Source organism: Collinsella aerofaciens (assembly GCF_040910245.1).
Classification (GTDB): Bacteria; Actinomycetota; Coriobacteriia; order Coriobacteriales; family Coriobacteriaceae; genus Collinsella.
The window spans coordinates 1-18,514 of the sequence record NZ_JBDGAY010000028.1 but is presented as its reverse complement, the minus strand read 5'-3'; the positions used below and the strand labels follow the sequence as shown (position 1 = coordinate 18,514).

Genomic DNA, 18,514 nt, shown 5'->3' with positions numbered 1-18,514 from the left:
CGCTCACTTTCCGAGCGCGCCGTCGTGGCGCGACTTGTAGATGCTCCTCGGGTTCGCCGCTATGACGAGCCCGACGTAATAGTTGCTCGTGGAGCCGTGCCTGATGGCCGTGCGCGTGGCGAAGTCGGGGTTCGCGAACTTCCTCGGGCGGCTGGGCGAGCCGATGCGCGCCCTGGCCGCCGATGCATATAGGTCCGCCGCCTGCTGGAGCGCGGACCGCATCTCCCCCGACGTCATGACGCCGGGCCAGAACCCGCGGTCCCACTTGAAGCTGACCGCGCCGCCCCTCATTCGCCGCCTCCCGCGAAGCCGGCCCGCCCGGTGCGCACGCCGAGCAGCCGGCGTTCCCACTGGGTGAGGTAGAAGTCCGAGCGCACGACGGCGGGCACCGACCACTGGGCCTCAGGCTCGGTGAGCGTCTGCCACCGTGCCTCGGCCTGGGTGGGGTCGAGCTCGCCCATCGCGCGGCGCACGAGGTTGCACGAGACGAGGCGCAGGGCCTCGGGGCCGGCTGCGCCCGCATTGGTGCCGGAGGCCGCCATCTGGCCGTCGAGCCAGGCGGAAGCGTCCTCCAGCATCTGCTCGAGGCGTGGGCGCTCGCGCCCCGACACCTCGCGCCAGGCCGACTCCAGGTCGGCCACGGTCGCGTAGGCCATGCCTATCCCTCCCTGCTCGCCTTGCGGCGCGCGGCCGCCTTGGGCCTCTGCGCGGCCTTTCCGGCCCCGCCGGCCTTCGTCGCCTTCTGGCGGACGCGGCGGAAGAGGGGGCCGATCAGGGCACTGTCGCTCTCGACGGTCGCGCCGGTCGGCACGAAGACGTACTCGGCCACGGCTAGGCCGCCGCCTTGACGACCTTGGCGAAAGCCTTGAGGTCGAGGATGCCGATGCCGTAGACGATCTCCGCGCGGATGGCGACCTGGTTGAGTCGCTGGAGGTCGCCGAGGCCGTCCGGGTCACCGAACTCGATGGTGTGCATGGCGATCTCGCGCTGCACGCCCCAGCGGAAGGCGTCGAACTGGCCCACGAGGCCGATGATGTCAGAAGCCTTGGCCAGTTCCTTGCCGCTCACGGTGTCGGAGACCGCGGCCGTCATGCCCTCGAAGGACGCGACGCCCTGGCCGTAGCCGAGCTCGGGGTAGATGCGGCGGCCCGTGGTGTCGCGCATGGTGGCGAGGCCGAAGGAGAGCGCCGGGTCGCAGGCGATGCCGGTGGGGGTGTAGCCGTTCGCGATGACCAGCCCGCTCGCGGCCTCGATGGCCTCGTCGAACTTGGTTCCCGCGAGCTGCGCCTGGTCGGTCGCGTCGCACAGACCCTCGGTAACGGAGGCCGCCACGGCGCCGGTGAGCGGGTTCGCCTTGTGGATGCCCACGATGTCGAGCGCGCGGCCGAGCGCGATGCCGCAGTTCTCGCCGACGTCGCTGAGGATGCCCATCTGGTAGTCCTCATCCGCCCACATGACCTCATTGGAAACGCGGGCGGTCACCTGGAGCTTGATCGGGGAGATGGTCTTGTTGGCGTACGCCGTGGGGGTCGGGGACTTCTCGCCGCCCTCGGCAACGATCTCGGCCTTGGGGGCGCTGGTGAGCACCATGACGTTGGTCTTGCCGAACTTCTGCGGCATGGCGCCGGAAAGCTGGGCGAGGGCGGAGGTGAACTGGGCCTTCTTGAAGACGCCGGCCGCGTACTCCTGGGGCATAGTGAAGTTGCTGGTGATGAGTGCTGCCATTGCAGCTCCTTTCGTTAGGGTTCTCTACTGGTTCCTGCCGCCGAACAGGGCCCTCGCGGCCTCGCGCATCGGCTCCGCCGCCTGGGCGGGCGGCTCTCCCGCGTCGCGCGTGACCTTGTATCCGCGCGCCGGCGCGAGGGCGCTGGCGAGGATCGCCGCGTTCTCCTCGGGGTCGCCCTCCATGCGCGACAGGACGTCCGCGGGCACGCCCGCCTTCCTGGCGGCCTCGGCGACGCTCGCCGCGCGCTCGTTGGCCGCCTTCAGGTCGCGCAGGCTCTGTTCGCTGCGCTTGGCGCGCTCCTCCCACTTGCGGCACTCGGCCTTCCAGTCGGTGCGCTGGCGCGGTTCGGGCTCCGCCTGCTGCGGCTCCTTCGCCACCGTGGTCTCGGGCTCCGCCTGCTGCGGCTCCTTCGCCACCGTGGTCTCGGGCTCCGCCTGCTGCGGCTTCTGCCCTGCGTTCTCGGCCATGTTCGGCTCCTTCCCGCCCCATGCGGGGCGTCTTTGCCCCATGCGGGGCGTTGCGGTCGCCCATGCGGGCTTGATGTGAAAAAGGCCCCGTGCGGGGCCGTGTTTCTGCGGTTGGCTTCCCGCCCAGGTGTCGAACCCGGGTCTCCGGAGCCAGAATCCGGCGTTCTGCCGTTGAACTAGCGGGAAGTGTGGTATAAGTAAGTCGAGCGCCTAGGTGCCACTCAGGTTTGTGAGAGGTCGTCTAGGCGCTCTTCTTGTATCTGACGATCCTGCCGCCTGCGTCGATGGCCATGACTTCCTGGACGTTGCACTGCTTCATCTCGGCCATGAGCTTCGACGCGAACGCGTCGGACGAGACGTCTATATCCTCGCCGACATACCGGACATTCAGCACGACGCGGGTGGGCGGGGCCGATTCCATCGGCTCCTTCAGCTCGACGTCGTACGGGTTCCTGAAGTTCTTCGCCGCGCTTCGCATCTGCGCGTTGATGAACTTCAGCTCGTTTCCCGGCTTGACGGGTGCGGTTCTCGGCGGGGGGCTCTTGACCTCCCATATCTCATCGCCTATGAACAGGTCGGGGCATGTGACCCCGTCGATAACCCTTCCCAGCGCGTCCAGCGCCTCGGGCGGTCGCACGGTCACCTTGTACCCGTAGTCCTCGAGTACGTGGTGGGCCCACAGGTCGCGGTACTCGTTGCCCCTGTTCGTGATGTTCTCCAGCGAGTAGTCGCCGGGCTTCACGAGGGTGCCGTATGCCTCTATCGGGTTGAGGGAGTAGTCGGTCGCGGCCTCGTCGCCGAACAGCCAGTCCGGGTCGCGCAGCCTGACCTCGCGGTTGAAGGCCGATGTGTTGCGGCTGATGCCCGTGCGCTCTTCGATTTCCGCCAGCCGGTCCTCTATCTTCTTCGGGTCGTGCCCTTCCACCAGCACCTCGTACCTGTTCCCCGAGAAGCAGGGCACGACCTTGCATGTGCAGCGCCTGTGCCAGTGGTCGAACTCTCCCGCCGTCTTCCGGTTGTGGTAGACGGCCCCTCGCCCGGCGAGCATCAGGCAGAACGCGCACGTGTTCCGGCCGCTCGTCACGCGGGCGAACTTCGCCCCCTTCTCCCTGTCGCGCTTCACGTTCCGCAGGATCGTCTTGTTCACGCTCTTCATGGCGTCGTTTGCCGCGAACTCGCCGCACATTCGGGCGAACTCGTCGACGTCCGGGACGTCCCCGTCGAGCTTGCCGGCCTGGTAGTGGGCGAGGGCATCGATGTCGTGCTTCGTGTAGGTCACCGCGGTCACGGCGCGGTCGAGCTTCGCTCCGCTCTCGCGGGCCCGCGCGTCGTACCAGGCCGCCGCGAGGGACGCCGCGCGCCTGTCGTACTCGGCGACATGGGAGGCCATTATCCGCTTCGCCTCCTCGCGGGCCGAGGCCGGGTCGCCGTCCCACTCGCTGGCCATCCATTCAGATATCTGGCGCTCGACCTCGCTCGCGGCGTCGCTGCGGATGCTCTCGACCGCATCGTTGTACGCGCGCCACTGGTCAGACGAGATCATGACGCCTCACCGGCCGGGCCTGCGGGCGGCGCGCCGGAGAGGTCGAGGCCCGCCGCCTGGGCCGCCTGCGCGACGGCCTGGCGGGACAGGAACCGGTCGCGCTCGCTCTTGAGCCTCTCCTGCTGGTCCTCGGTGAAGCCCGCCTCCTCTATGGCCACGTCAGAGGTGGCGAGGAACGGGAACGTCGAGCACTTTTTCATGATCGCGTCGCTCTCGGCCGCGGCGCTCACGGTCTCGGGCCGGCGCATGTGCACCATGACCGAGAGCTGGGCGTCGGTGAGGTCCGCGACCCCGCACCCGGCATTGAGCGCCATGAGCATGAGCGCGAGCCGGCGCAGGGTGCGGGCGCTGCGCGCGTTCACGGCCTCGACGAGCGAGATGAGCTTGTCCTTGGCCGCCGTGAGCGCCTCGGCGCTCGTCGGGTTGCTGTCCTGCGTGAGCAGCTCCGATATGGGAATGCTCGCCGCCGCGGCGAAGTCGGTCGCGAGGGACCGCTTGACCGAAAGGATGGGCTCCATGCTCTGCTGCGTGAAGTTGCCGAACTGCGGCGACGAGCCCGTGTCCGGGTTGTCTGTCGCCAGGATGGCGGAGTCGGCCGCGAACACCCACTTCCTCTCGGCGAAGGCGTCGAGCTGGGCGTCGGTGAGCCCTGTTGCCCACTTCTGCCCGAGCGCCGTGAACTCGCTCGCCACGTGGAGGTTGAGGGCGTTGGCCATGTATTCCTGCACGATCGAGCGCATCGGCGACGTGAATCGCGAGCGGCCGAGCGGGTGCCTGCCGTCGGGGCGGAATGTCAGCGCGACCATGCGCGGCTCGCCCATCGAGTCCGGCACCCATTCGGCGGCCCATGAGCGCCCGCGCTCCCCGCGCGTGAGCTCCCAGACGCCGCGCGGCGTGTAGAAGTCGACCTTCGACGGCACGGTGTCGCGCGCCTCGTCGCCGCTCACGGCCTTCCGGCGCGCGCGGTCGACTATGGCCATGCCGCAGCGCAGCCTGCCGTGGGCGTAGTCCCACAGGCCCGCCGCGCCCTGCGCCGTGTGCCAGCGCACGCACGGGCCGACCTCGTCCACGCCGACGGTGGCGAACGAAACGCCCGCCACGAGGGCGTCGGTGAGCGCCGACTGGTAGCCGAGCGCGAGGTCGCACCCCTCTGCTATCCGCGCCATGCGCCGCTCGTCATCCGGGTCGTCCGGGAAGACGAACCGCGAGAGCCGCGACCGCTCCACCACGGACTGCACGGCTATCTCGGGCCACGGGCAGCCAATGCGGAGGTTGCGGTACCGCTCCGGCACGATGGAGGGCACCTTGCGTAGCGGCACGGTGCCCTCGTAGATCTCGTAGAGAGAGGCGTTCCTCGCCTCGTTGGCGGCGAACGCGGCGACGCACTGCCGCAGGTCCGCCGCGTCCGATGCCGCGGTGGCGCCGTCGAGCGGCACGCTTCCGGCCGCCGCCGCGATTGCCGACTCGATGCCGGCGAGTTCCGATGCGTCGCTCATGCGGCGCCTCCCTTCCTGTCGGGGTTCCTGCGGCACGTCCTCGTGGCCCACAGGGCCAGAGACGCCGCCTCCACCGCGCACGAGTCCGCGCCGCCCCAGCCCCATCCGCCGTTCTTGCCGATGGGTCGGCGGGTCGCGGAGAGCGCGGAGGCGTCGAGCGCGGGGCTCTCTATGTGCGTCATCTGCTTCTCCCTTATCGCGTCCAGGAGCATCGAGGCCGCGTCGATGGCGTCCGATGCCCTCGGGCGCACCACGTAGCTGCGCGGCACGCGCCCCGCGAGCCGGTCGCAGAGCACGCCGGCTCCGGACAGGCCGTCGACCGCCACGCAGCAGGCCCGCTTGGGCCGCTCCGCGAGCCAGTCGGCGAGCCATGCCGTGCCGGTCGATGTCGGTTCGCAGCGCAGCAGCTCCACGTGGCAGGGCAGGCCCTCGACGGCGCGGGCGGCGGCGAGCGCCACCGTCGAGCCGTCGGCGGAGAACTTGACCGCGTAGGCCACGCGCCCGCCGTCCTTCGGCGCGGAGTCGGCCCCGATGAGGCAGGACTCCCACTCGGCGCGGGTCACCACGGCGTCGGCCACCTTGGGCAGCCAGTAGCCGAGATACTCCTGCGCGAACGCGAGCTCGTCCATGGTCTTGGACGCGGCGCGGATGGCCGCCACGTCGGCGTGGGCCCCGAGCGAGGGGTTCGCCCCGTACCACCTGGCCTCGTCGCGGACGTCGCCTATCTCGGCGACGCCGTACTCGAGCCAGCACAGGTCGTCGGCGTCCTCGCCGCCCTTCCAGGCTTGCGCGCGCACGTCCTGGAAGACCTCGGCCTGGCTGCCCGCCCTCGTGGGCGTGCCCAGGTAGAGCGTCTGCGGGTTGTGCTTTGCTCCGGATGTCGTGGTGGGCATGATCGCCTGCACCTGCGCGCCGGTGAGCTCCTGCGCCTCGTCGTACACGACCACGTCGAATGAGAAGCCCAGCGCCGCCGACTTGGTCCTAGTCGAGAAGGCCAGGGCCCCGCCGCCGCGGAACTTGAACCACTCCTGCGCGGTCTTGCTGTTGGACGCCATGACGCGCCTGTTGAACGACCTGATGCCGCGCGCCCCGTCGCCGACGCGGGCGCCGAATATGTCGCGGAATCGTTCGAGCATCTCGCATGTTGTCGAGTAGTTGTGGTCGGTCCACAGCACCTTGTAGCCCATGAGGCACGAGAGCGCCGCGGCCCACACGATGCCGTCGACCGACTTGCCGGCCTGCCTCGGCACCGAGCTGCCGCAGCGGCTGTGGACCCATCGGCCCTGCCCGTCCACTGCGGCCCAGTCCTCTATCTGCCTGCGCTGCCAGGGGAGCAGCTCGTAGCCCATGGCGGACGCGGCCTCGGCCACGGCCCCGCCGAGCGAGGACGAGTATGGAAGCGCGCTATGGAGCCTTGGCGCCGCGCATGGCCGAGGAGAGGGCGTCGGCGAGCTTGTCGATGGGGTCGTCATCGCCCGCCTCCTTCGCCTCGAGCCTGTCTATCTCGCCCAGCGTCTCTCGGTACTCCTTGGCGAGGCGCGGGGCCTGCGCCGGCACCGCGTCGCGAAGCTGTGTCTCGAGCAGGTCGCGCACCCAGCGCAGCCTGCCCAGGGTGTCCTGCCCGCCGCCCTCGTCCGGGGGCGGGGCGGACACGGTGGCATCTCTCGTGGAACCGTCTGGCGCGATCTCGCCGCTCGCCTTCATCTCGGCGATGAGCTTGCACACGCCCGACTTGCTCCGGTTTATCGATTTGGCTATCGTCGCTGGTCCGAGCCTCGGATACGAGGTGCGGACGAACGCCCGCTCCTCGGGCGTCCAGCGCCTGCCGCGTCGGCTCGTGGACCCGTTCACGGTTCGGTGGACCTCCGTTCGTGGACCCGGTGCACGGGCCCCTGAGAAAAAGGCGTTATGCCTGAGGGGTAGCCTGCGGGGCGGGGAGGGGCATGGCCCCGTGCCTCACCAGGTCTGCGACGTCGGGCACGGCCTGTTTCTGCTTGTCAATAATGTGAGAGGCTTGTTGCCCCTCTTCTCGTTGCAGATCCTGTGGGCCGGCGCGACGTTGGCGCGGTCGATGGGCGAGCCGCCCTTGGACACGGGCACGATCTCGTCCACCTCGAAGCTCCACGGGTCCCCGGCGGGGAGCGCGTAGTCTATTGGCAGACCGCATATGTGGCACGGCAGACCCTGCGCCCTGAGCCAGGCGCGCACCTGCCGGCGGGCGTGGCCGTTGGCGTAGCGGGCCTTGGTGGCCATGGCTAGCGCTCCGCGGGCGAGCGGCCCCGGTTGGCCATGCATTCCTCGAGCCCTGCGTAGCGCAGGCGCTCGACGGACTTGCCGGCGCCGGTGCCCTTGCGCTTGCCCGCGCATCGGGCGATGCCCAGCGCGCGGCGGAACGCCCACGCCATGACGGTGTCGTACCGGCACGCGGCGCGGGCGATAGCCTCGTGAGTGACCACGGACCCACCTCATTAGGTTGTTGTTCAATAGAAAGGCCGGGACCCCTGATGCTGAGGGGAATCCCGGCCACTCATCTGTGCTTCAACGCACACCCGACCCGCAAGCCGCGCGGGCGGCGCTGCGAATCGGCACCCTAGTTATATGCCAAATAGAACCTGCAATGGTCTGCAATTGTCTGCAATCGTCTGCAGAAGTCTGCAATCGTCTGCAATTGTCTGCAGAAGTGTGCAATCGTCTGCAGTCCCTGAAGGCAAAAGGCCCTGACCGCACGGGCGCCCGGGGCAAGCACGCTGACGCGAACCAGCTATATGGTCACACCGCCGCGCGCCCTAAGCCGGACCGTGCGGTGGCGACACCTACCATGTCGACCCAGTCCAGGGCCGAAGACAAGTCCGAATGCACCGACCTCACCGACACGCCCAGCGTCCCAGCGATCTCCTGCAGCGTGCGGCCCTCGCAGTAGCGCAGCTCGAGCACGTCGCCCCATCGCCTGCCCGGGTTGGCCTCGCGCACGCCAACGCAGACCTCGCGCCCCCGCTCCACCTCGCGCCGTAAATCGGACAGCTCGGCCGCGCTCCGGCGCTCGTAGTCTATGCGGTCGTCAGTCGAGCGCATGAAATCCGTGCCGTGAGCGCCCTTGCCCACGGCGTCGTAGCGCTGCGCGCGTACCTGCTCGCGCGCCAGCATCGACTGCATGACCGCAAGCCTGCGGTCGATCCCGCGCTGGGCGTCCCGTACATTCTCGAAGTATTCTTTTGCATCCATAAGTGACCTCCCGCGTGGTACCATGCTCTACGCCACATAGAGGATGCCGGGAGGCGTCTTTGCCAAAGGCCGCCGGCGCTCAAACGCCAGCGGCCTTAATTATATATCTACCTATGTCTACCTGCGGAAACTCAATATCTCAACGGCACTCCTTAGAACGGAATGTCATCGTCGTAAACGTCTGGCGCTGGTGACACCGCAGCCTGCTGCTCACGCTTGTACTGCATGAGCTCCACGTCATCAACACGCACTTCCCAGCGCTTCACGTTCTGCCCGTCCTTCTGGTACGTACTCGTGTGCAGATGCCCGAGCAAGGAAACCTTCATTCCTTTGCGAAGGTACGGCGCGAGCGATGCGGCACGCTTGCCGAACATCACACAGTCAATCCAACTCGTGTACTCGCCCCATTGCCCGTCGCCTTGCGGCACGCGCTCGGATACCGCGAGCGAGAACGAAGCTACGGCGTTGCCGCTCTTGGTGTAACGCAACTCGGCATCCGCGCCGAGATTGCCCGATAGAGTGATCTTGTTCAGGCTCACTTCGAAACCTCCTTGATAGTGCGCTCAATCGAACTGAGCTCGATTTCCCTCATTCGATTCCACCTTTCCTTATTCGATAACTGCCGGTGACCTTCAGACACCTCAGCGATTGGAGAACGTTCTTGGCGTGCGCCTCCCCGTGGATCGTGAGCGACTGTGGCGGAATGTCTATCAGGTATACGGTCTCCTTGTCGCGCAAGTCCTCGGCCCAACGTTTCTCAATTGCGATGCGGGTTCGTTCCATCGTCTCCGCAAGCCTGTCAGCCCCTTTCTCAGCGTCCATCGGCACCCCCTTTCATTGCGATTGCCTGATAATTACTTCTTATCTGGCACGGGCGTTGCCAACCCGTACCGAAAGCGGCGGTTTACCTCGCGTTTCCCCCTCGGTCGCCGCCGCGCCCGAGAAAGGCGCTTTGGTTCACTTTTGGCACACCTCCGATCCGGCCGCACGGCGCTTCGCCTCGTTGAAGAGCTGCGCCGCCGCCGCGTCGCGTCCGGGCATCAGGTGGCCGTAGATTCGAAGCGTCGTCGCCTCGTCGGCGTGCCCCATGCGCTCCGACAGCGTCTTCAGGTCGCACCCGTTGGCGATGAGCCAGGAGGCGTGCGTGTGCCGCAGGCTGTGGAACGTGATCTCCCGCGGCAGGCCGCACGCATCGCGAATACGGCTGAAAGCCCGCGAAATCGTCGTTGGCCGCATGAATGAGCCGTCTAGGGTAACCAGCGGGGAATCGGCGCTGACGCGCCCCAAAACGCCGTTCTGCCGCTTCACGAACGCGTCGATGACCGCTATGTCGTCTTGCGTGAGCGCGATGTTGCGGCATTTGCGGCCCTTGGTGACGTTTCGGCGGTATGGCTTCTCGCCCGCGCTCTCGATGACGGTTCCGCCCACGTGCAGATAGAGCTGGTAGCGCTTCACCTCGTCGCGCTCGACCGCGCACACCTCGCCGACGCGCATGCCGGTGACGAGCGACAGCCACGCGGCGAATGCGTAGACGGCTTCCCGGTACTCCTTCCTGCTCGCGGCCTCGTTTCTCATGGCCGCTTCGAGCTTCGCGTTGAACGCGTCGAAATCCCATTCCGTTATCGCCGAGGCTTCGTGGCGCTCAGGCGATGGCTTGGCGACGTAGACGAGCGGGTTGGCGTCGCAGATGCCGGCGTCCACGAAGTGGTTGTAGGCGCCGCGCAGGAACTGGTGGACGTTGATGACGCTGTTGCGGCCAAGCCCCTGCCCGCCTTCCTTCTTCGGCATCATCAACCGCTGCTCGAATCGGTTGAAGTCCATGACGCTCAGGTCGCGGGCGTTCGCCGTCTTCAGGTAGTGTGCGACGTAGCGCGTGAAGAGCAGGTAGCTCTTGATGCTGTTCGGGCTCGCGCCGTTGCGCTCGCGGAGCTGCACGTAGTCGGCGAGCAGATCGGTCAATCGGGCGCTTCTGACCGTGCCGTCGGCGGTGAGGTTCGCGGCCCACGTCTCGGCGAGCGCCCGGGCCTCCCCTTCGGTCGCAGCGTGCGGGAAGCGCTTGTAGGGGCGGATGGCCTTGCCGTCGAAAGAGCGCCCCAGATACAGGCGGCACTCCCAGATGCCGTCGGCGCCGCGCTTGACCCTAACAGCCATCATGACCACTCGAAGCGCTCGCGCATGCGAGACGGGCATTCGCCGTCCGCGCAGTCCTCGCAGCGCATCGGCTCTTTGCGCACGGTGAACTGAACGATTCGGTACTTGATCGAGAATCGCAGCAGAAGCGCCAGCGCGCGAAGAAGCGAGTCGGTGAACTCCCCATCATCGAACGGGCAAAGCCCGCTCATGCGACCGCGGATCTCATAGCGCCCGCCCATGCTATTCCACCTTCCCGAACGCCACCGAGCAAATGAGCGCGGCGACCGCGAGGAACGCGGCATAGGCGAGCACGCCGAAGCCGGCGCCGAAGAAGATGCCTACCGCGATGCTCGCGAAGAGCGCGAACGCGCTCTCAAGCACCAGGACAAGGCACCCGAGCATGCCCTTGGTGCCATTGGTGTCGTTACCGTCCATGTTGAACCCTCCTAGTTCTCGAATGCCGGTGGCGCGATGCGGTCACCAGACCCCTTAGCAAGACGCTGCCGCCAACGCCAGAAACACGACGAACAGCGCGAATACGATTAGCTGTCGGTAGAAGAAGACGCAGGCGAAATAGATTGCGAGCAGCGCCAAGACCAGCGCGAGCGCGCACAAGACGATCTTCAAGAGCTTCACTTGCCGCCCTCGATCTCATCAATCAGGTAGCCGATGCGCCGACGAGCGCCCTTCGACTCAATCATTCGTCTCCCCCTCGATTCCCATGCGCTCTTGCATCCACCGGTAGAACCCCTCGAGGATCGCGCGCTCGTTGCAGCCGTCTGCCCATCCGCAGAAGCCGATGAACCCGTCTTCGTTGAAGGACACGGCCTCTCGGCCCTCGAAGTAATTGCCGTCGATAAAGATGAACGCGCTCTTGATGCCGTCGCGTCCTTTCGCGAGCGCGACCTTCGGCATGTTCCGATGGATAGTCGGCAGCTTGTAGCGAAGCGGGCTTCTGTGCTCCCTGTTGTGCCTCATGCACTCGATGCCGATGTAGCAGGACAGCGCGAACACGTCATCGGCGGTCAGCTTCTCATAGGAAAGGGATTCATCGAACAGCTTGCGCAGATCGTCTTTTGAGTGCTGCATCATCGCTCCACCTCCAATGTGATTCCATCCGCCTTCATCGGGCAGGTCCGCGCCCCTTCGCTCGCGCACGGGTTGAACGGGGCGTCATCGGGCGCGACCCTCACCGGGTTCCTCCGTTCTGGGTTGACGCACATGTACGCCGCCACCTCGCACGGCAAGGCGTCGGACTCGTACGTTGACTTCTCCGGCCAGTCGCGGATGTACCGACATCCCCTGCAACGGGTTCTGTAGCTATTCATCGCTCCACCAGCTTTCGCCCGCACACAGGGCAGATCTCGACTTCGAAATGGGCGAGCCTTCTGACCGTCTGGGCTGACGGGGTGCTCAGCTCGAAGTAGAACATCGGCTTGTCGAAGTCCTCGTAATCTATGCCGAAGCTCACCGAGCCTTTCCCAAGCGGGATGCAGGCTCCGACGTTGAACCCTTCGTCACAGAACTCGCAGGTCATTAGCTCACCACCTTCGCGCCGCAGCCCATGCAGAATTGCGGCTCGTCGTCATAACCGTGTCGGCGGTCGCACTCCGAGCAGCAAAGCTCGACGCCGTTGTCGACCATGCGGCACGTGCGCTCCTCCGGCTCTATGAGGTCGGCGAGATGCAGCAAGTCTTCGTAGCGCGGAAAGCTGTGAAATCCGATGGACATTACAGCGAGCGCGGCGAATGGAGAGTAATCTGGGTCGTAGCCCAAGTCGTCCTTGCGCCTGTTGGCTTCATTCCGTATCTTCGCCGCCACCTCTCGGCGCTCGTCATCAGTCGGCATGTCGCTCACCGTCCCTTCGGTTCCACGCGGCAGCTGCTTCTTCCTCGGTGCCGAAGTAGTCGCTTCGCATCTCGCACTCGTCGCACCATGCGAAGAAGATGTTCTGTGCTCGCATGCGCAATATCTCCGCTTCCCCGCCGCAGAAAGGGCAGGGTTTCAGGCTGGTCTTGTTGTCGGTCATTCCCACACCTCCTTTGGAAGCTCGCCTCTTTGCAGCGCGGCCCGCAGGCTTCCGGGCAGCTTGGCCCAGAGGGAAACCAAGGCCATGTTGCACGTCTCCTTCTCGGGGCAGTCCGGCAGCATCTCCACGGCTCTCATTGCGCACGCTATGACAGCCGCCTCGCGCATCTCGATGAACGTCATTTCCGTTCCCCTTCTCGCATGGCGGCTCGTCTCTCCACGCAAGCCACCTGTTGCACTTTTCGCACCATCTCTCGCACACGTCACCGAAGTCCTCGCGCCTGTCCCTCGGCACGTTGTGTGCGCACGTCTGGCAGCGCAGCGGTTCGTCCTCAGTCATCGCTCCCCCTCCGTGCTCTCGCCACCGTTGATGATCGCTCCACGCAGGTTCTTCGCCGCGATGAACGCTACGGCGCACCCGACAGACGTGTGCACGGTGCCGCCGATGTTCATGCTCTGCAAGACCCACCAGGCGCATTCCTCCCTGATGCAATCGTGCTCAGCGCCGCAGCACGGGTCGCTGAAAGTCATAGGGCACTTCATTCGCCGAAAACCTCCTCCACCTCGCGCTGCCTTCCGTACTCGTCCATGAGCCGGTACCTTCCGCTCGCCACGAGTGCCTTGAGGTCGGCCACCGTCTTGGGAACGGTGAGGTCGGGGGCAAACAGCTGGTCTCCATCAGCGTAAGCCCACCCGTTCATGGGGTCGTACGGCCACATGTGAGCCTTGCCGCCGCTTGTCTGAGCGACCTTGGCACGGCCGTAGACCAGCGTCGGCTCGGCATTTCCAGCAGGCAAGGTACTTGCGATAGCGGATGGTTCGCCGAATAGTGCCGTCCTTCTTGTACTCAACGAACTTCAGCTCAGGCCCGAACCAATCGAGCGGTCGGCTTTCACTGCATATCGGGCACGCCTTCGTCTTGATCTTGTTTCGGTAGTCAAACATGGCAAGAGCCCTTCTCTCTGGCGATTGTTGAAAACTTGTTGATAACCTGTTGAAAACTGCGCTTCGAGCGGTCGGCTTCGCGCGCTTTGGGTGCGCTCGCAGAAAGAAGGGGCAAGAAAGAAAACCTTCCTTGATAGGTTGACTGACAAGCGAGTACGGTGGGTTTTGGTTTTGGTTCGAGGAACCAAAACCCACCTTGTCTTGTCTAGTCTTGTCTTGTCTTATGGTTAGCCAACCATTTGCGAGTGGGTTTAGCCAACCTAAAACCATCGGTTTATTAGTGGGTTTGGCGAACATGCTTTTACACCTCCTGACCTGTCGTTTTGCTTACGACGGCGTTCTTGCGCGGCCTGCCGCCCTTGCCGCCGTTGTGCCTTTGCTTTCCGAAATAAAGCGCGTTGTTTTGCATGCGCGAGTTTTTCAAAAACCCGTCTTCGTCTCGCTCCAAAAGCCCTATGTCCAAAAGCTCGGAGACGTACGATTTGCAGTCATCGATAGCCACGTATTCGTCGAACGCTCCTGAGTTCCCGAAGCCGAGAACGCCCGCCAGAATCAGGGCGTCTTCCTCGGTCTCGAACGCGATCCGGTGCCCGCTTGTAGCCGCCATGTACTCGCATAGCCGCCACCATCGCCCGTAACCGTCATATCCACGGCGATGAATGAGCCGTTGGCACTTCACATCCTGCGAAGCGTTCGAATCGTGCGGGAAGAAGCCCATAGGCTCATTGGCGCGCTCTTGGATCTGCGCAGATTCGCTTGCCATGTGCATCACCCCTAATCGTCTTCCTCGTCGCAGAGCGCGACTGGCGCGCCCTGCTGGCGCCACCCGTCCCAGATGCAGTGCCCGACTTCGCGGCAGTTCGTCCACACGTCGCGTCCGGCGAACGTGCAGCACGTCTTGGAAGCCAGCCTCTTGCGCCCGAAGTCGCATTCTTCGGGGTCTGGCGCGCCCTGCTGCCGCCCCCTACTCCGCTTCATCGGAGTCGGAGAGGTCGTAGGCGATGGATGCGCCGACGCGGGTAAGGAGGTCGCGGAAGTTAGCGGTCGCGCTAGGCTCGCACTCCGTGCCGTCTTCGAGCAGATGGTCGACCCACATGAGGACGCCGCGAATGACCGCGAGCGTGGAAGGCATGTCGATCTCCACGTTCTCGCCTGTCTTGGGGTTAAGAAGCGTCATGCTTCCCTTGATTGCGAAGCTCGCTTCTCCGACATTGGCGATGGTCTCGGTTACCTGCTTACGATTCATGGTTCTTCTCCTTGTCAAACATTGATTGCCTAAGCTCGATTCGCATCTCCGGGTTGCGTTCGAGCAACCAGCGGGCGAGTAGCGAGCTGTCGCTGTTGTTGATTCCGTAAGTGTGCTCAACGCCCGAATCGTCAAAGAAGGGCACGCCCACGAGCTTCACGCGCCCCTCGTAGCGCTGTCTCTCGATGAGGTACTTAGTCGAGACGCGAAGCCCGCGCGCATCGATCGCGAGCGCCGTGAGCTCGATCTCGCGAAGCGCCTTGGGGTTGCGCTCGCACCACTCCTTGAAGAGGTATCGGCGGTCGGACACCTTCAGCGGCATTGAGTAGACGCGCTGCCGCTCTTGGCGAATGACCGCTTCGACGCTCTGGGTGTAATCGTCGGTGTTCATCGGCACCGCCTTAGGACGCGCGTCATGAATCTCATGAACGCCTTCTCGGCGACTTCCTCGCTGGCGTCTGCCGGTATCGGAAGGTAGCAACGCTTGCGAACCGCACCGCTGCCGCAGTTCTCGGGGATGGTCGGCGCGTCCTCCACGTACACCACCCAGCGACCGTCCTTGTCCCGGTCGAAGTGGGCGCGCACCCTGCCCGCCGTGTAGGCCCTCATCGGAAGATCACCCGCCAGATGAAAGCGCACTCTGCCGCGATCAGTGGCAGCAGCAGCCACCAGCCCACGGCGTCGCATATGGTCGTGAGCGCCGCGCAAGCGGCCATGGGCAGGATGCCGGAAAACGTCAATCCTGCGAGTGCATAGACACCCCAGCGCTTCCAGCGCGGCATCTGCGATAAACTATCGTCTGTCAATTCGTGCTGCGATATTGACGCGCCCGTTCGGTGCTGCAACACCGGGCGGGCATCTTTCTTCGCAGCCACCACGCGATAACGAGAGCCGCAATCGCGCGGTAGAACTGCCGCTGTGCGGCATCCAGGCCGCACGGTTCGCACATCCGTAAAACCACCTCCAAAACCAACGGTTTTCCTATCGGTTTTCATGTTTGGAAACCTCCAATTTCTTGACGGGTTCTGCGATGCTCTTGCCCATCCAGAACCCAAGCGCGACAATCCCCATGAGCCAGACAACAAACGTCGGAACGCTCATAGGGCTGAACAGGGCGATAACGACAAGGGCGATTCCGAGAGCGAGCATTAGACCGTCTCCTTCCATCCCATAAGCTCGTTAGGGCTTTTGCGCACGACGCGACAGATGGCCACGATCTTGTCAGCGCCGGGCGTATAACCATCTCCGCTCTCGTACTTCACGATTGAGTCTTTGGAAATGCCGGCAGCTTTCGCAAGTTCTTCCTGCGACACGTCGAGCGCGGCACGTGCCGCTCGAAGGTTCGCTGCGAAAACCTCCTTGTTGAAACCCATTGCGTTTCCTCCTTTCTGCATTGAGCCAGTCTTTGGCTACTTGCTTGTCAAGTAGCCAACCCATATATTCCTAGGGTTCAACCTAGGAATAGTGCCAGATAGGAAGAGGTCTTCCTGACACGCATTGCAGTATAAGCGAGTTTCTTCCTATTGCAAGAGGAAAATAAGAAAATAATTGCCTATCATCCTTAGACGGTTTAGAATACACGGCAGAAAGCTGCCTACAAGGAGGTACAAAATGGAGCTTGCTATTAAGGAAATAAGAAAGAAACTTCACCTTTCTCAAAGTGAGCTCGCCGACACCGTAGGCGTCTCTATGCGCACTGTAGGCTCATGGGAACGCGGCGAATCGTTTCCCAATGCTGAGCAGGTATGGAATTGCGCTTTAGCTCTTGGATGCTCGCCAAATGAAATTCTTAGCTGGGATGAAAGCGATCGCAGCCATGAACCTCTATCTGATGACGAACAAGAAATCGTTGATAACTATCGCGAAAGCACGCCGCAATGGAGACAGAACATAGCCATGACTGCCCGCGCAGCAGCGGGCGAATCTAAAGAGACTGCCGAACGTGATGTATCTGCCACCGAAGAGCAGGCGGCGGTGTAGGCATGATTGACCTACTGAGCACCCTTCTAAGCAAGTATCGAAAATACCTCCGATGAATCCTGGCATTGCCAGGACGAAAAACGACGGTTTACCGCTTAGCTTCGAAGCTGTGAGCTGGAGTTATTCGGTTTTAGTTGTGTTGGGAAGTGGTGAAAAACGGCAACTTAAAGTGCTGTTTCAAAAGAAGCCCCACGCGAGAACTTGGCGGTACGCGCGCGGGGCATGGGTCGAATTGAGCACTTGGAAGTGCTCGCTTCAAGAGGTGATTTTAGCATGGTGAAGAACCGCGCCGCTATTTATGCTCGCTTCAGCTCTCACAATCAGCGCTCAGAAAGCATCGAAATACAGGTTGAGAACTCGCGCGAATACTGCGAGCGCGAGGGCTTACAGGTCGTGCGCGAATACTGCGACTACGCGCAGACGGGGCGCAACGTTGACCGCGCTGAGTTTCAGCGAATGATGAACGATGCCCGACACGGGCTATTTGATTATGTGGTGATCTATAAAGTTACGCGAATCATGCGCAACCGTGATGAAATGTCGCTTGCGCGTATCATGCTTCGCAAGGCTGGCGTAGAGATCCTATACGCTGGCGAAGACATTTCCAGCGGTTCAAGCGGCGTTTTGCAGCTCGGTATGCTCGAAGTTCTCGCCGAGTATGAGAGCGCGCTTGACAGCGAGCGCATACGCGACGGCATCCAAAAGAACGCTGAGAGGTGCATGGCCAACGGACACACGCTCTACGGGTGGGATATCGTAGAAGGGCGCTACGTCGTGAATGAGCGCGAAACGGCACTTATGCGCAAGATGAAGAACATGCTGTTTTCCGGTCGCTCGGTCGCGGATATCGTGCGTGCACTCGCAGGAGAGAAAACGCGCAACGGAAAGCCCTTCAACCAAGACAAGGTGACTAAGCTTCTGCGAAGGGTTCAGAACGGCGGCACGTATAGCTACGCCGGTCACGTTGTAGAAGGCGGGATGCCCGGTCTTTGGCCGCAAGCTGAGCAGGACATGATAGAAAGCATCCTGAACGACAGACACCGCCCGCGCCGCAAGGTCGATTCGGCAAAAGAGTTCCCGCTTTCCGGAAAGCTCTACTGCTCGAAGTGCGGTATGCCAATGGCGGGGATGAGTGGAACGTCTAAAACGGGTAGGGCTTATCACTACTACCGTTGCCGCAAGTGCCGCAGAACGGTACGGCGCGATCTTATAGAAGATGCCGTTGTGGATATGACGCTTCAAGCGGTCGCGCGCGACGATGTGCGCCAGAGGATAGCCCGTGGAATGGTGATGTACCAATCCGAGCAGGAAGAAGCAAAGCCCGAAAGCTATTACCTAAAAAAGGAATTGAGACGCATCGACACGGCGGTCGAGCGCATTTGGCAAGCGATAGAGGACGGGATAGCTCCGCCGGGTGGAAAAGAGCGTACGGAAGAGCTGCTGCGCCGCAAATCGGAACTAGAAGCTCAGCTGCGCATAGCTGAGCACGGAGAATCCACCGCACTTGGTGTTGATGAGCTTATGCTGTGGCTCGATGAGATCGCGGCAGAGCTAACGCCGCTCGACATTCTAAACAAGTTCGTTCGCTTTGCTGAGATCGACAGCAAGAACAACCGCATACGAGTTTACTTCGCCTTTGACAGGCACGGAGACGATTTCACCCCGGCAAACAAAAAAGGCGAACACCTCTACGAAGAAAGGTGTTCGCCTAATTCTACGCTGGTGGAG

Annotated in this window: 34 protein-coding genes and 1 tRNA gene; 2 read left to right on the top strand and 33 right to left on the bottom strand. The window is 63.5% G+C overall.

Features of this window, described 5'->3' with window-relative positions; all coding sequences use genetic code 11:
- Positions 1 to 3: 3 nt before the first annotated feature.
- The 33 genes from AB5Z20_RS09025 to AB5Z20_RS08865 all read right to left on the bottom strand — a co-directional run bounded on the left by AB5Z20_RS09025 (position 4) and on the right by AB5Z20_RS08865 (position 16,179).
- Positions 4 to 291, bottom strand: a complete 288-nt coding sequence (locus tag AB5Z20_RS09025) for a hypothetical protein (RefSeq protein WP_368157029.1) — start codon at positions 289 to 291, stop codon at positions 4 to 6.
- Complete coding sequence (locus AB5Z20_RS09020; RefSeq protein WP_368157028.1) at positions 288 to 656, bottom strand: hypothetical protein; 369 nt, start codon at positions 654 to 656, stop codon at positions 288 to 290. Before AB5Z20_RS09020 ends, AB5Z20_RS09025 begins: the two co-directional genes overlap by 4 nt.
- A 2-nt stretch (positions 657 to 658) precedes the next feature.
- A complete protein-coding gene (locus AB5Z20_RS09015; RefSeq protein WP_368157027.1) occupies positions 659 to 829 on the bottom strand; it encodes a hypothetical protein in 171 nt (56 codons plus the stop codon).
- Positions 830 to 831: 2 nt separating this feature from the next.
- On the bottom strand, positions 832 to 1,725 hold the full coding sequence (locus AB5Z20_RS09010) for a phage major capsid protein (RefSeq protein WP_368157026.1): 894 nt from the start codon (positions 1,723 to 1,725) through the stop codon (positions 832 to 834).
- 24 nt (positions 1,726 to 1,749) lie between these two features.
- Positions 1,750 to 2,193 (bottom strand): hypothetical protein, encoded by a 444-nt coding sequence (locus AB5Z20_RS09005; RefSeq protein WP_368157025.1) that lies wholly within the window; start codon positions 2,191 to 2,193, stop codon positions 1,750 to 1,752.
- 112 nt (positions 2,194 to 2,305) lie between these two features.
- Positions 2,306 to 2,379 (bottom strand) — tRNA-Gln (locus AB5Z20_RS09000).
- Between the two features lie 55 nt (positions 2,380 to 2,434).
- Positions 2,435 to 3,736 (bottom strand): hypothetical protein, encoded by a 1,302-nt coding sequence (locus AB5Z20_RS08995; RefSeq protein WP_368157024.1) that lies wholly within the window; start codon positions 3,734 to 3,736, stop codon positions 2,435 to 2,437.
- Positions 3,733 to 5,232, bottom strand: coding sequence for a hypothetical protein (locus AB5Z20_RS08990; RefSeq protein WP_368157023.1), 1,500 nt, complete (start codon positions 5,230 to 5,232; stop codon positions 3,733 to 3,735). The genes AB5Z20_RS08995 and AB5Z20_RS08990 overlap by 4 nt, the downstream gene beginning before the upstream one ends.
- On the bottom strand, positions 5,229 to 6,581 hold the full coding sequence (locus AB5Z20_RS08985; RefSeq protein WP_368157021.1) for a hypothetical protein: 1,353 nt from the start codon (positions 6,579 to 6,581) through the stop codon (positions 5,229 to 5,231). Before AB5Z20_RS08985 ends, AB5Z20_RS08990 begins: the two co-directional genes overlap by 4 nt.
- Before the next feature lie 55 nt (positions 6,582 to 6,636).
- Entirely contained in the window at positions 6,637 to 6,957 is a 321-nt protein-coding gene (locus AB5Z20_RS08980; protein ID WP_368157019.1) for a hypothetical protein, read from the bottom strand.
- Between the two features lie 231 nt (positions 6,958 to 7,188).
- Positions 7,189 to 7,485 (bottom strand): HNH endonuclease, encoded by a 297-nt coding sequence (locus AB5Z20_RS08975; RefSeq protein ID WP_368157018.1) that lies wholly within the window; start codon positions 7,483 to 7,485, stop codon positions 7,189 to 7,191.
- Positions 7,486 to 7,487: 2 nt separating this feature from the next.
- Complete coding sequence (locus tag AB5Z20_RS08970; protein WP_368157017.1) at positions 7,488 to 7,688, bottom strand: hypothetical protein; 201 nt, start codon at positions 7,686 to 7,688, stop codon at positions 7,488 to 7,490.
- 313 nt (positions 7,689 to 8,001) lie between these two features.
- Positions 8,002 to 8,478 (bottom strand): sigma factor-like helix-turn-helix DNA-binding protein, encoded by a 477-nt coding sequence (locus tag AB5Z20_RS08965; protein ID WP_368157015.1) that lies wholly within the window; start codon positions 8,476 to 8,478, stop codon positions 8,002 to 8,004.
- Between the two features lie 128 nt (positions 8,479 to 8,606).
- Positions 8,607 to 8,993, bottom strand: coding sequence for a single-stranded DNA-binding protein (locus AB5Z20_RS08960; protein ID WP_368157013.1), 387 nt, complete (start codon positions 8,991 to 8,993; stop codon positions 8,607 to 8,609).
- 49 nt (positions 8,994 to 9,042) lie between these two features.
- On the bottom strand, positions 9,043 to 9,276 hold the full coding sequence (locus AB5Z20_RS08955) for a hypothetical protein (protein WP_368157012.1): 234 nt from the start codon (positions 9,274 to 9,276) through the stop codon (positions 9,043 to 9,045).
- Positions 9,277 to 9,411: 135 nt separating this feature from the next.
- The gene (locus tag AB5Z20_RS08950) at positions 9,412 to 10,608 is read right to left on the bottom strand and encodes a tyrosine-type recombinase/integrase (protein WP_368157010.1); all 1,197 of its coding nucleotides are present in this window, start codon (positions 10,606 to 10,608) and stop codon (positions 9,412 to 9,414) included.
- Positions 10,605 to 10,826: a hypothetical protein gene (locus tag AB5Z20_RS08945; protein WP_368157009.1), complete on the bottom strand. Its 222-nt coding sequence runs from the start codon at positions 10,824 to 10,826 to the stop codon at positions 10,605 to 10,607. The genes AB5Z20_RS08950 and AB5Z20_RS08945 overlap by 4 nt, the downstream gene beginning before the upstream one ends.
- Before the next feature lies 1 nt (position 10,827).
- Positions 10,828 to 11,022, bottom strand: coding sequence for a hypothetical protein (locus tag AB5Z20_RS08940; RefSeq protein ID WP_368157008.1), 195 nt, complete (start codon positions 11,020 to 11,022; stop codon positions 10,828 to 10,830).
- 54 nt (positions 11,023 to 11,076) lie between these two features.
- The gene (locus tag AB5Z20_RS08935) at positions 11,077 to 11,223 is read right to left on the bottom strand and encodes a hypothetical protein (protein WP_368157007.1); all 147 of its coding nucleotides are present in this window, start codon (positions 11,221 to 11,223) and stop codon (positions 11,077 to 11,079) included.
- Between the two features lie 57 nt (positions 11,224 to 11,280).
- Positions 11,281 to 11,679 carry a hypothetical protein gene (locus AB5Z20_RS08930; RefSeq protein ID WP_368157006.1) on the bottom strand — a complete coding sequence of 133 codons (399 nt, stop codon included), beginning with the start codon at positions 11,677 to 11,679 and terminating at the stop codon, positions 11,281 to 11,283.
- 232 nt (positions 11,680 to 11,911) lie between these two features.
- Positions 11,912 to 12,124, bottom strand: a complete 213-nt coding sequence (locus AB5Z20_RS08925; RefSeq protein ID WP_368157005.1) for a hypothetical protein — start codon at positions 12,122 to 12,124, stop codon at positions 11,912 to 11,914.
- Positions 12,124 to 12,435 (bottom strand): hypothetical protein, encoded by a 312-nt coding sequence (locus AB5Z20_RS08920; protein WP_368157003.1) that lies wholly within the window; start codon positions 12,433 to 12,435, stop codon positions 12,124 to 12,126. The genes AB5Z20_RS08925 and AB5Z20_RS08920 overlap by 1 nt, the downstream gene beginning before the upstream one ends.
- Entirely contained in the window at positions 12,425 to 12,616 is a 192-nt protein-coding gene (locus tag AB5Z20_RS08915) for a Lar family restriction alleviation protein (protein WP_368157001.1), read from the bottom strand. Before AB5Z20_RS08915 ends, AB5Z20_RS08920 begins: the two co-directional genes overlap by 11 nt.
- Complete coding sequence (locus AB5Z20_RS08910; RefSeq protein WP_368157000.1) at positions 12,613 to 12,798, bottom strand: hypothetical protein; 186 nt, start codon at positions 12,796 to 12,798, stop codon at positions 12,613 to 12,615. Before AB5Z20_RS08910 ends, AB5Z20_RS08915 begins: the two co-directional genes overlap by 4 nt.
- A gap of 153 nt (positions 12,799 to 12,951) precedes the next feature.
- Positions 12,952 to 13,146 carry a hypothetical protein gene (locus AB5Z20_RS08905; protein ID WP_368156999.1) on the bottom strand — a complete coding sequence of 65 codons (195 nt, stop codon included), beginning with the start codon at positions 13,144 to 13,146 and terminating at the stop codon, positions 12,952 to 12,954.
- Positions 13,147 to 13,154: 8 nt separating this feature from the next.
- Positions 13,155 to 13,412, bottom strand: a complete 258-nt coding sequence (locus tag AB5Z20_RS08900) for a hypothetical protein (RefSeq protein WP_368156998.1) — start codon at positions 13,410 to 13,412, stop codon at positions 13,155 to 13,157.
- Positions 13,413 to 13,861: 449 nt separating this feature from the next.
- Positions 13,862 to 14,323 carry a Lin1244/Lin1753 domain-containing protein gene (locus AB5Z20_RS08895; RefSeq protein ID WP_368156996.1) on the bottom strand — a complete coding sequence of 154 codons (462 nt, stop codon included), beginning with the start codon at positions 14,321 to 14,323 and terminating at the stop codon, positions 13,862 to 13,864.
- Between the two features lie 201 nt (positions 14,324 to 14,524).
- On the bottom strand, positions 14,525 to 14,806 hold the full coding sequence (locus AB5Z20_RS08890) for a hypothetical protein (RefSeq protein WP_368156995.1): 282 nt from the start codon (positions 14,804 to 14,806) through the stop codon (positions 14,525 to 14,527).
- Positions 14,796 to 15,197: a hypothetical protein gene (locus tag AB5Z20_RS08885; protein ID WP_368156994.1), complete on the bottom strand. Its 402-nt coding sequence runs from the start codon at positions 15,195 to 15,197 to the stop codon at positions 14,796 to 14,798. Before AB5Z20_RS08885 ends, AB5Z20_RS08890 begins: the two co-directional genes overlap by 11 nt.
- Positions 15,194 to 15,415, bottom strand: a complete 222-nt coding sequence (locus AB5Z20_RS08880) for a hypothetical protein (protein ID WP_368156993.1) — start codon at positions 15,413 to 15,415, stop codon at positions 15,194 to 15,196. The genes AB5Z20_RS08885 and AB5Z20_RS08880 overlap by 4 nt, the downstream gene beginning before the upstream one ends.
- Complete coding sequence (locus AB5Z20_RS08875) at positions 15,412 to 15,801, bottom strand: hypothetical protein (RefSeq protein WP_368156991.1); 390 nt, start codon at positions 15,799 to 15,801, stop codon at positions 15,412 to 15,414. The genes AB5Z20_RS08880 and AB5Z20_RS08875 overlap by 4 nt, the downstream gene beginning before the upstream one ends.
- Positions 15,788 to 15,955, bottom strand: coding sequence for a hypothetical protein (locus AB5Z20_RS08870; protein WP_368156990.1), 168 nt, complete (start codon positions 15,953 to 15,955; stop codon positions 15,788 to 15,790). Before AB5Z20_RS08870 ends, AB5Z20_RS08875 begins: the two co-directional genes overlap by 14 nt.
- The gene (locus tag AB5Z20_RS08865) at positions 15,955 to 16,179 is read right to left on the bottom strand and encodes a helix-turn-helix domain-containing protein (RefSeq protein WP_368156989.1); all 225 of its coding nucleotides are present in this window, start codon (positions 16,177 to 16,179) and stop codon (positions 15,955 to 15,957) included. The genes AB5Z20_RS08870 and AB5Z20_RS08865 overlap by 1 nt, the downstream gene beginning before the upstream one ends.
- A gap of 238 nt (positions 16,180 to 16,417) precedes the next feature.
- Here AB5Z20_RS08865 and AB5Z20_RS08860 point away from each other — a divergent pair, with 238 nt between their 5' ends.
- Together AB5Z20_RS08860 and AB5Z20_RS08855 are read left to right on the top strand one after the other, a co-directional pair.
- Positions 16,418 to 16,786, top strand: coding sequence for a helix-turn-helix transcriptional regulator (locus tag AB5Z20_RS08860; RefSeq protein WP_368156988.1), 369 nt, complete (start codon positions 16,418 to 16,420; stop codon positions 16,784 to 16,786).
- A 273-nt stretch (positions 16,787 to 17,059) separates the two neighbouring features.
- The coding region (locus AB5Z20_RS08855) for a recombinase family protein (RefSeq protein WP_368156987.1) at positions 17,060 to 18,514 on the top strand (1,455 nt) is incomplete at its 3' end.

Excerpts from the sequence above, each read along its gene's own strand:
- AB5Z20_RS08930 (WP_368157006.1), bottom strand. The coding sequence starts at position 11,679 with ATGATGCAGCACTCAAAAGACGATCTGCGCAAGCTGTTCGATGAATCC.
- AB5Z20_RS08950 (WP_368157010.1), bottom strand. The coding sequence starts at position 10,608 with ATGATGGCTGTTAGGGTCAAGCGCGGCGCCGACGGCATCTGGGAGTGC.
- AB5Z20_RS09020 (WP_368157028.1), bottom strand. The coding sequence starts at position 656 with ATGGCCTACGCGACCGTGGCCGACCTGGAGTCGGCCTGGCGCGAGGTG.
- AB5Z20_RS08895 (WP_368156996.1), bottom strand. The coding sequence starts at position 14,323 with ATGGCAAGCGAATCTGCGCAGATCCAAGAGCGCGCCAATGAGCCTATG.
- AB5Z20_RS08920 (WP_368157003.1), bottom strand. The coding sequence starts at position 12,435 with ATGCCGACTGATGACGAGCGCCGAGAGGTGGCGGCGAAGATACGGAAT.
- AB5Z20_RS08925 (WP_368157005.1), bottom strand. The coding sequence starts at position 12,124 with ATGACCTGCGAGTTCTGTGACGAAGGGTTCAACGTCGGAGCCTGCATC.
- AB5Z20_RS08945 (WP_368157009.1), bottom strand. The coding sequence starts at position 10,826 with ATGGGCGGGCGCTATGAGATCCGCGGTCGCATGAGCGGGCTTTGCCCG.
- AB5Z20_RS08990 (WP_368157023.1), bottom strand. The coding sequence starts at position 5,232 with ATGAGCGACGCATCGGAACTCGCCGGCATCGAGTCGGCAATCGCGGCG.
- AB5Z20_RS08915 (WP_368157001.1), bottom strand. The coding sequence starts at position 12,616 with ATGACCGACAACAAGACCAGCCTGAAACCCTGCCCTTTCTGCGGCGGG.
- AB5Z20_RS08940 (WP_368157008.1), bottom strand. The coding sequence starts at position 11,022 with ATGGACGGTAACGACACCAATGGCACCAAGGGCATGCTCGGGTGCCTT.
- AB5Z20_RS08860 (WP_368156988.1), top strand. The coding sequence starts at position 16,418 with ATGGAGCTTGCTATTAAGGAAATAAGAAAGAAACTTCACCTTTCTCAA.
- AB5Z20_RS09010 (WP_368157026.1), bottom strand. The coding sequence starts at position 1,725 with ATGGCAGCACTCATCACCAGCAACTTCACTATGCCCCAGGAGTACGCG.
- AB5Z20_RS08965 (WP_368157015.1), bottom strand. The coding sequence starts at position 8,478 with ATGGTACCACGCGGGAGGTCACTTATGGATGCAAAAGAATACTTCGAG.
- AB5Z20_RS08870 (WP_368156990.1), bottom strand. The coding sequence starts at position 15,955 with ATGCTCGCTCTCGGAATCGCCCTTGTCGTTATCGCCCTGTTCAGCCCT.
- AB5Z20_RS08890 (WP_368156995.1), bottom strand. The coding sequence starts at position 14,806 with ATGAATCGTAAGCAGGTAACCGAGACCATCGCCAATGTCGGAGAAGCG.
- AB5Z20_RS08905 (WP_368156999.1), bottom strand. The coding sequence starts at position 13,146 with ATGACTTTCAGCGACCCGTGCTGCGGCGCTGAGCACGATTGCATCAGG.
- AB5Z20_RS08985 (WP_368157021.1), bottom strand. The coding sequence starts at position 6,581 with ATGGGCTACGAGCTGCTCCCCTGGCAGCGCAGGCAGATAGAGGACTGG.
- AB5Z20_RS08875 (WP_368156991.1), bottom strand. The coding sequence starts at position 15,801 with ATGAAAACCGATAGGAAAACCGTTGGTTTTGGAGGTGGTTTTACGGAT.
- AB5Z20_RS08865 (WP_368156989.1), bottom strand. The coding sequence starts at position 16,179 with ATGGGTTTCAACAAGGAGGTTTTCGCAGCGAACCTTCGAGCGGCACGT.
- AB5Z20_RS08910 (WP_368157000.1), bottom strand. The coding sequence starts at position 12,798 with ATGACGTTCATCGAGATGCGCGAGGCGGCTGTCATAGCGTGCGCAATG.
- AB5Z20_RS08975 (WP_368157018.1), bottom strand. The coding sequence starts at position 7,485 with ATGGCCACCAAGGCCCGCTACGCCAACGGCCACGCCCGCCGGCAGGTG.
- AB5Z20_RS09005 (WP_368157025.1), bottom strand. The coding sequence starts at position 2,193 with ATGGCCGAGAACGCAGGGCAGAAGCCGCAGCAGGCGGAGCCCGAGACC.
- AB5Z20_RS08955 (WP_368157012.1), bottom strand. The coding sequence starts at position 9,276 with ATGGACGCTGAGAAAGGGGCTGACAGGCTTGCGGAGACGATGGAACGA.
- AB5Z20_RS09025 (WP_368157029.1), bottom strand. The coding sequence starts at position 291 with ATGAGGGGCGGCGCGGTCAGCTTCAAGTGGGACCGCGGGTTCTGGCCC.
- AB5Z20_RS08885 (WP_368156994.1), bottom strand. The coding sequence starts at position 15,197 with ATGAACACCGACGATTACACCCAGAGCGTCGAAGCGGTCATTCGCCAA.
- AB5Z20_RS08995 (WP_368157024.1), bottom strand. The coding sequence starts at position 3,736 with ATGATCTCGTCTGACCAGTGGCGCGCGTACAACGATGCGGTCGAGAGC.
- AB5Z20_RS08880 (WP_368156993.1), bottom strand. The coding sequence starts at position 15,415 with ATGAGGGCCTACACGGCGGGCAGGGTGCGCGCCCACTTCGACCGGGAC.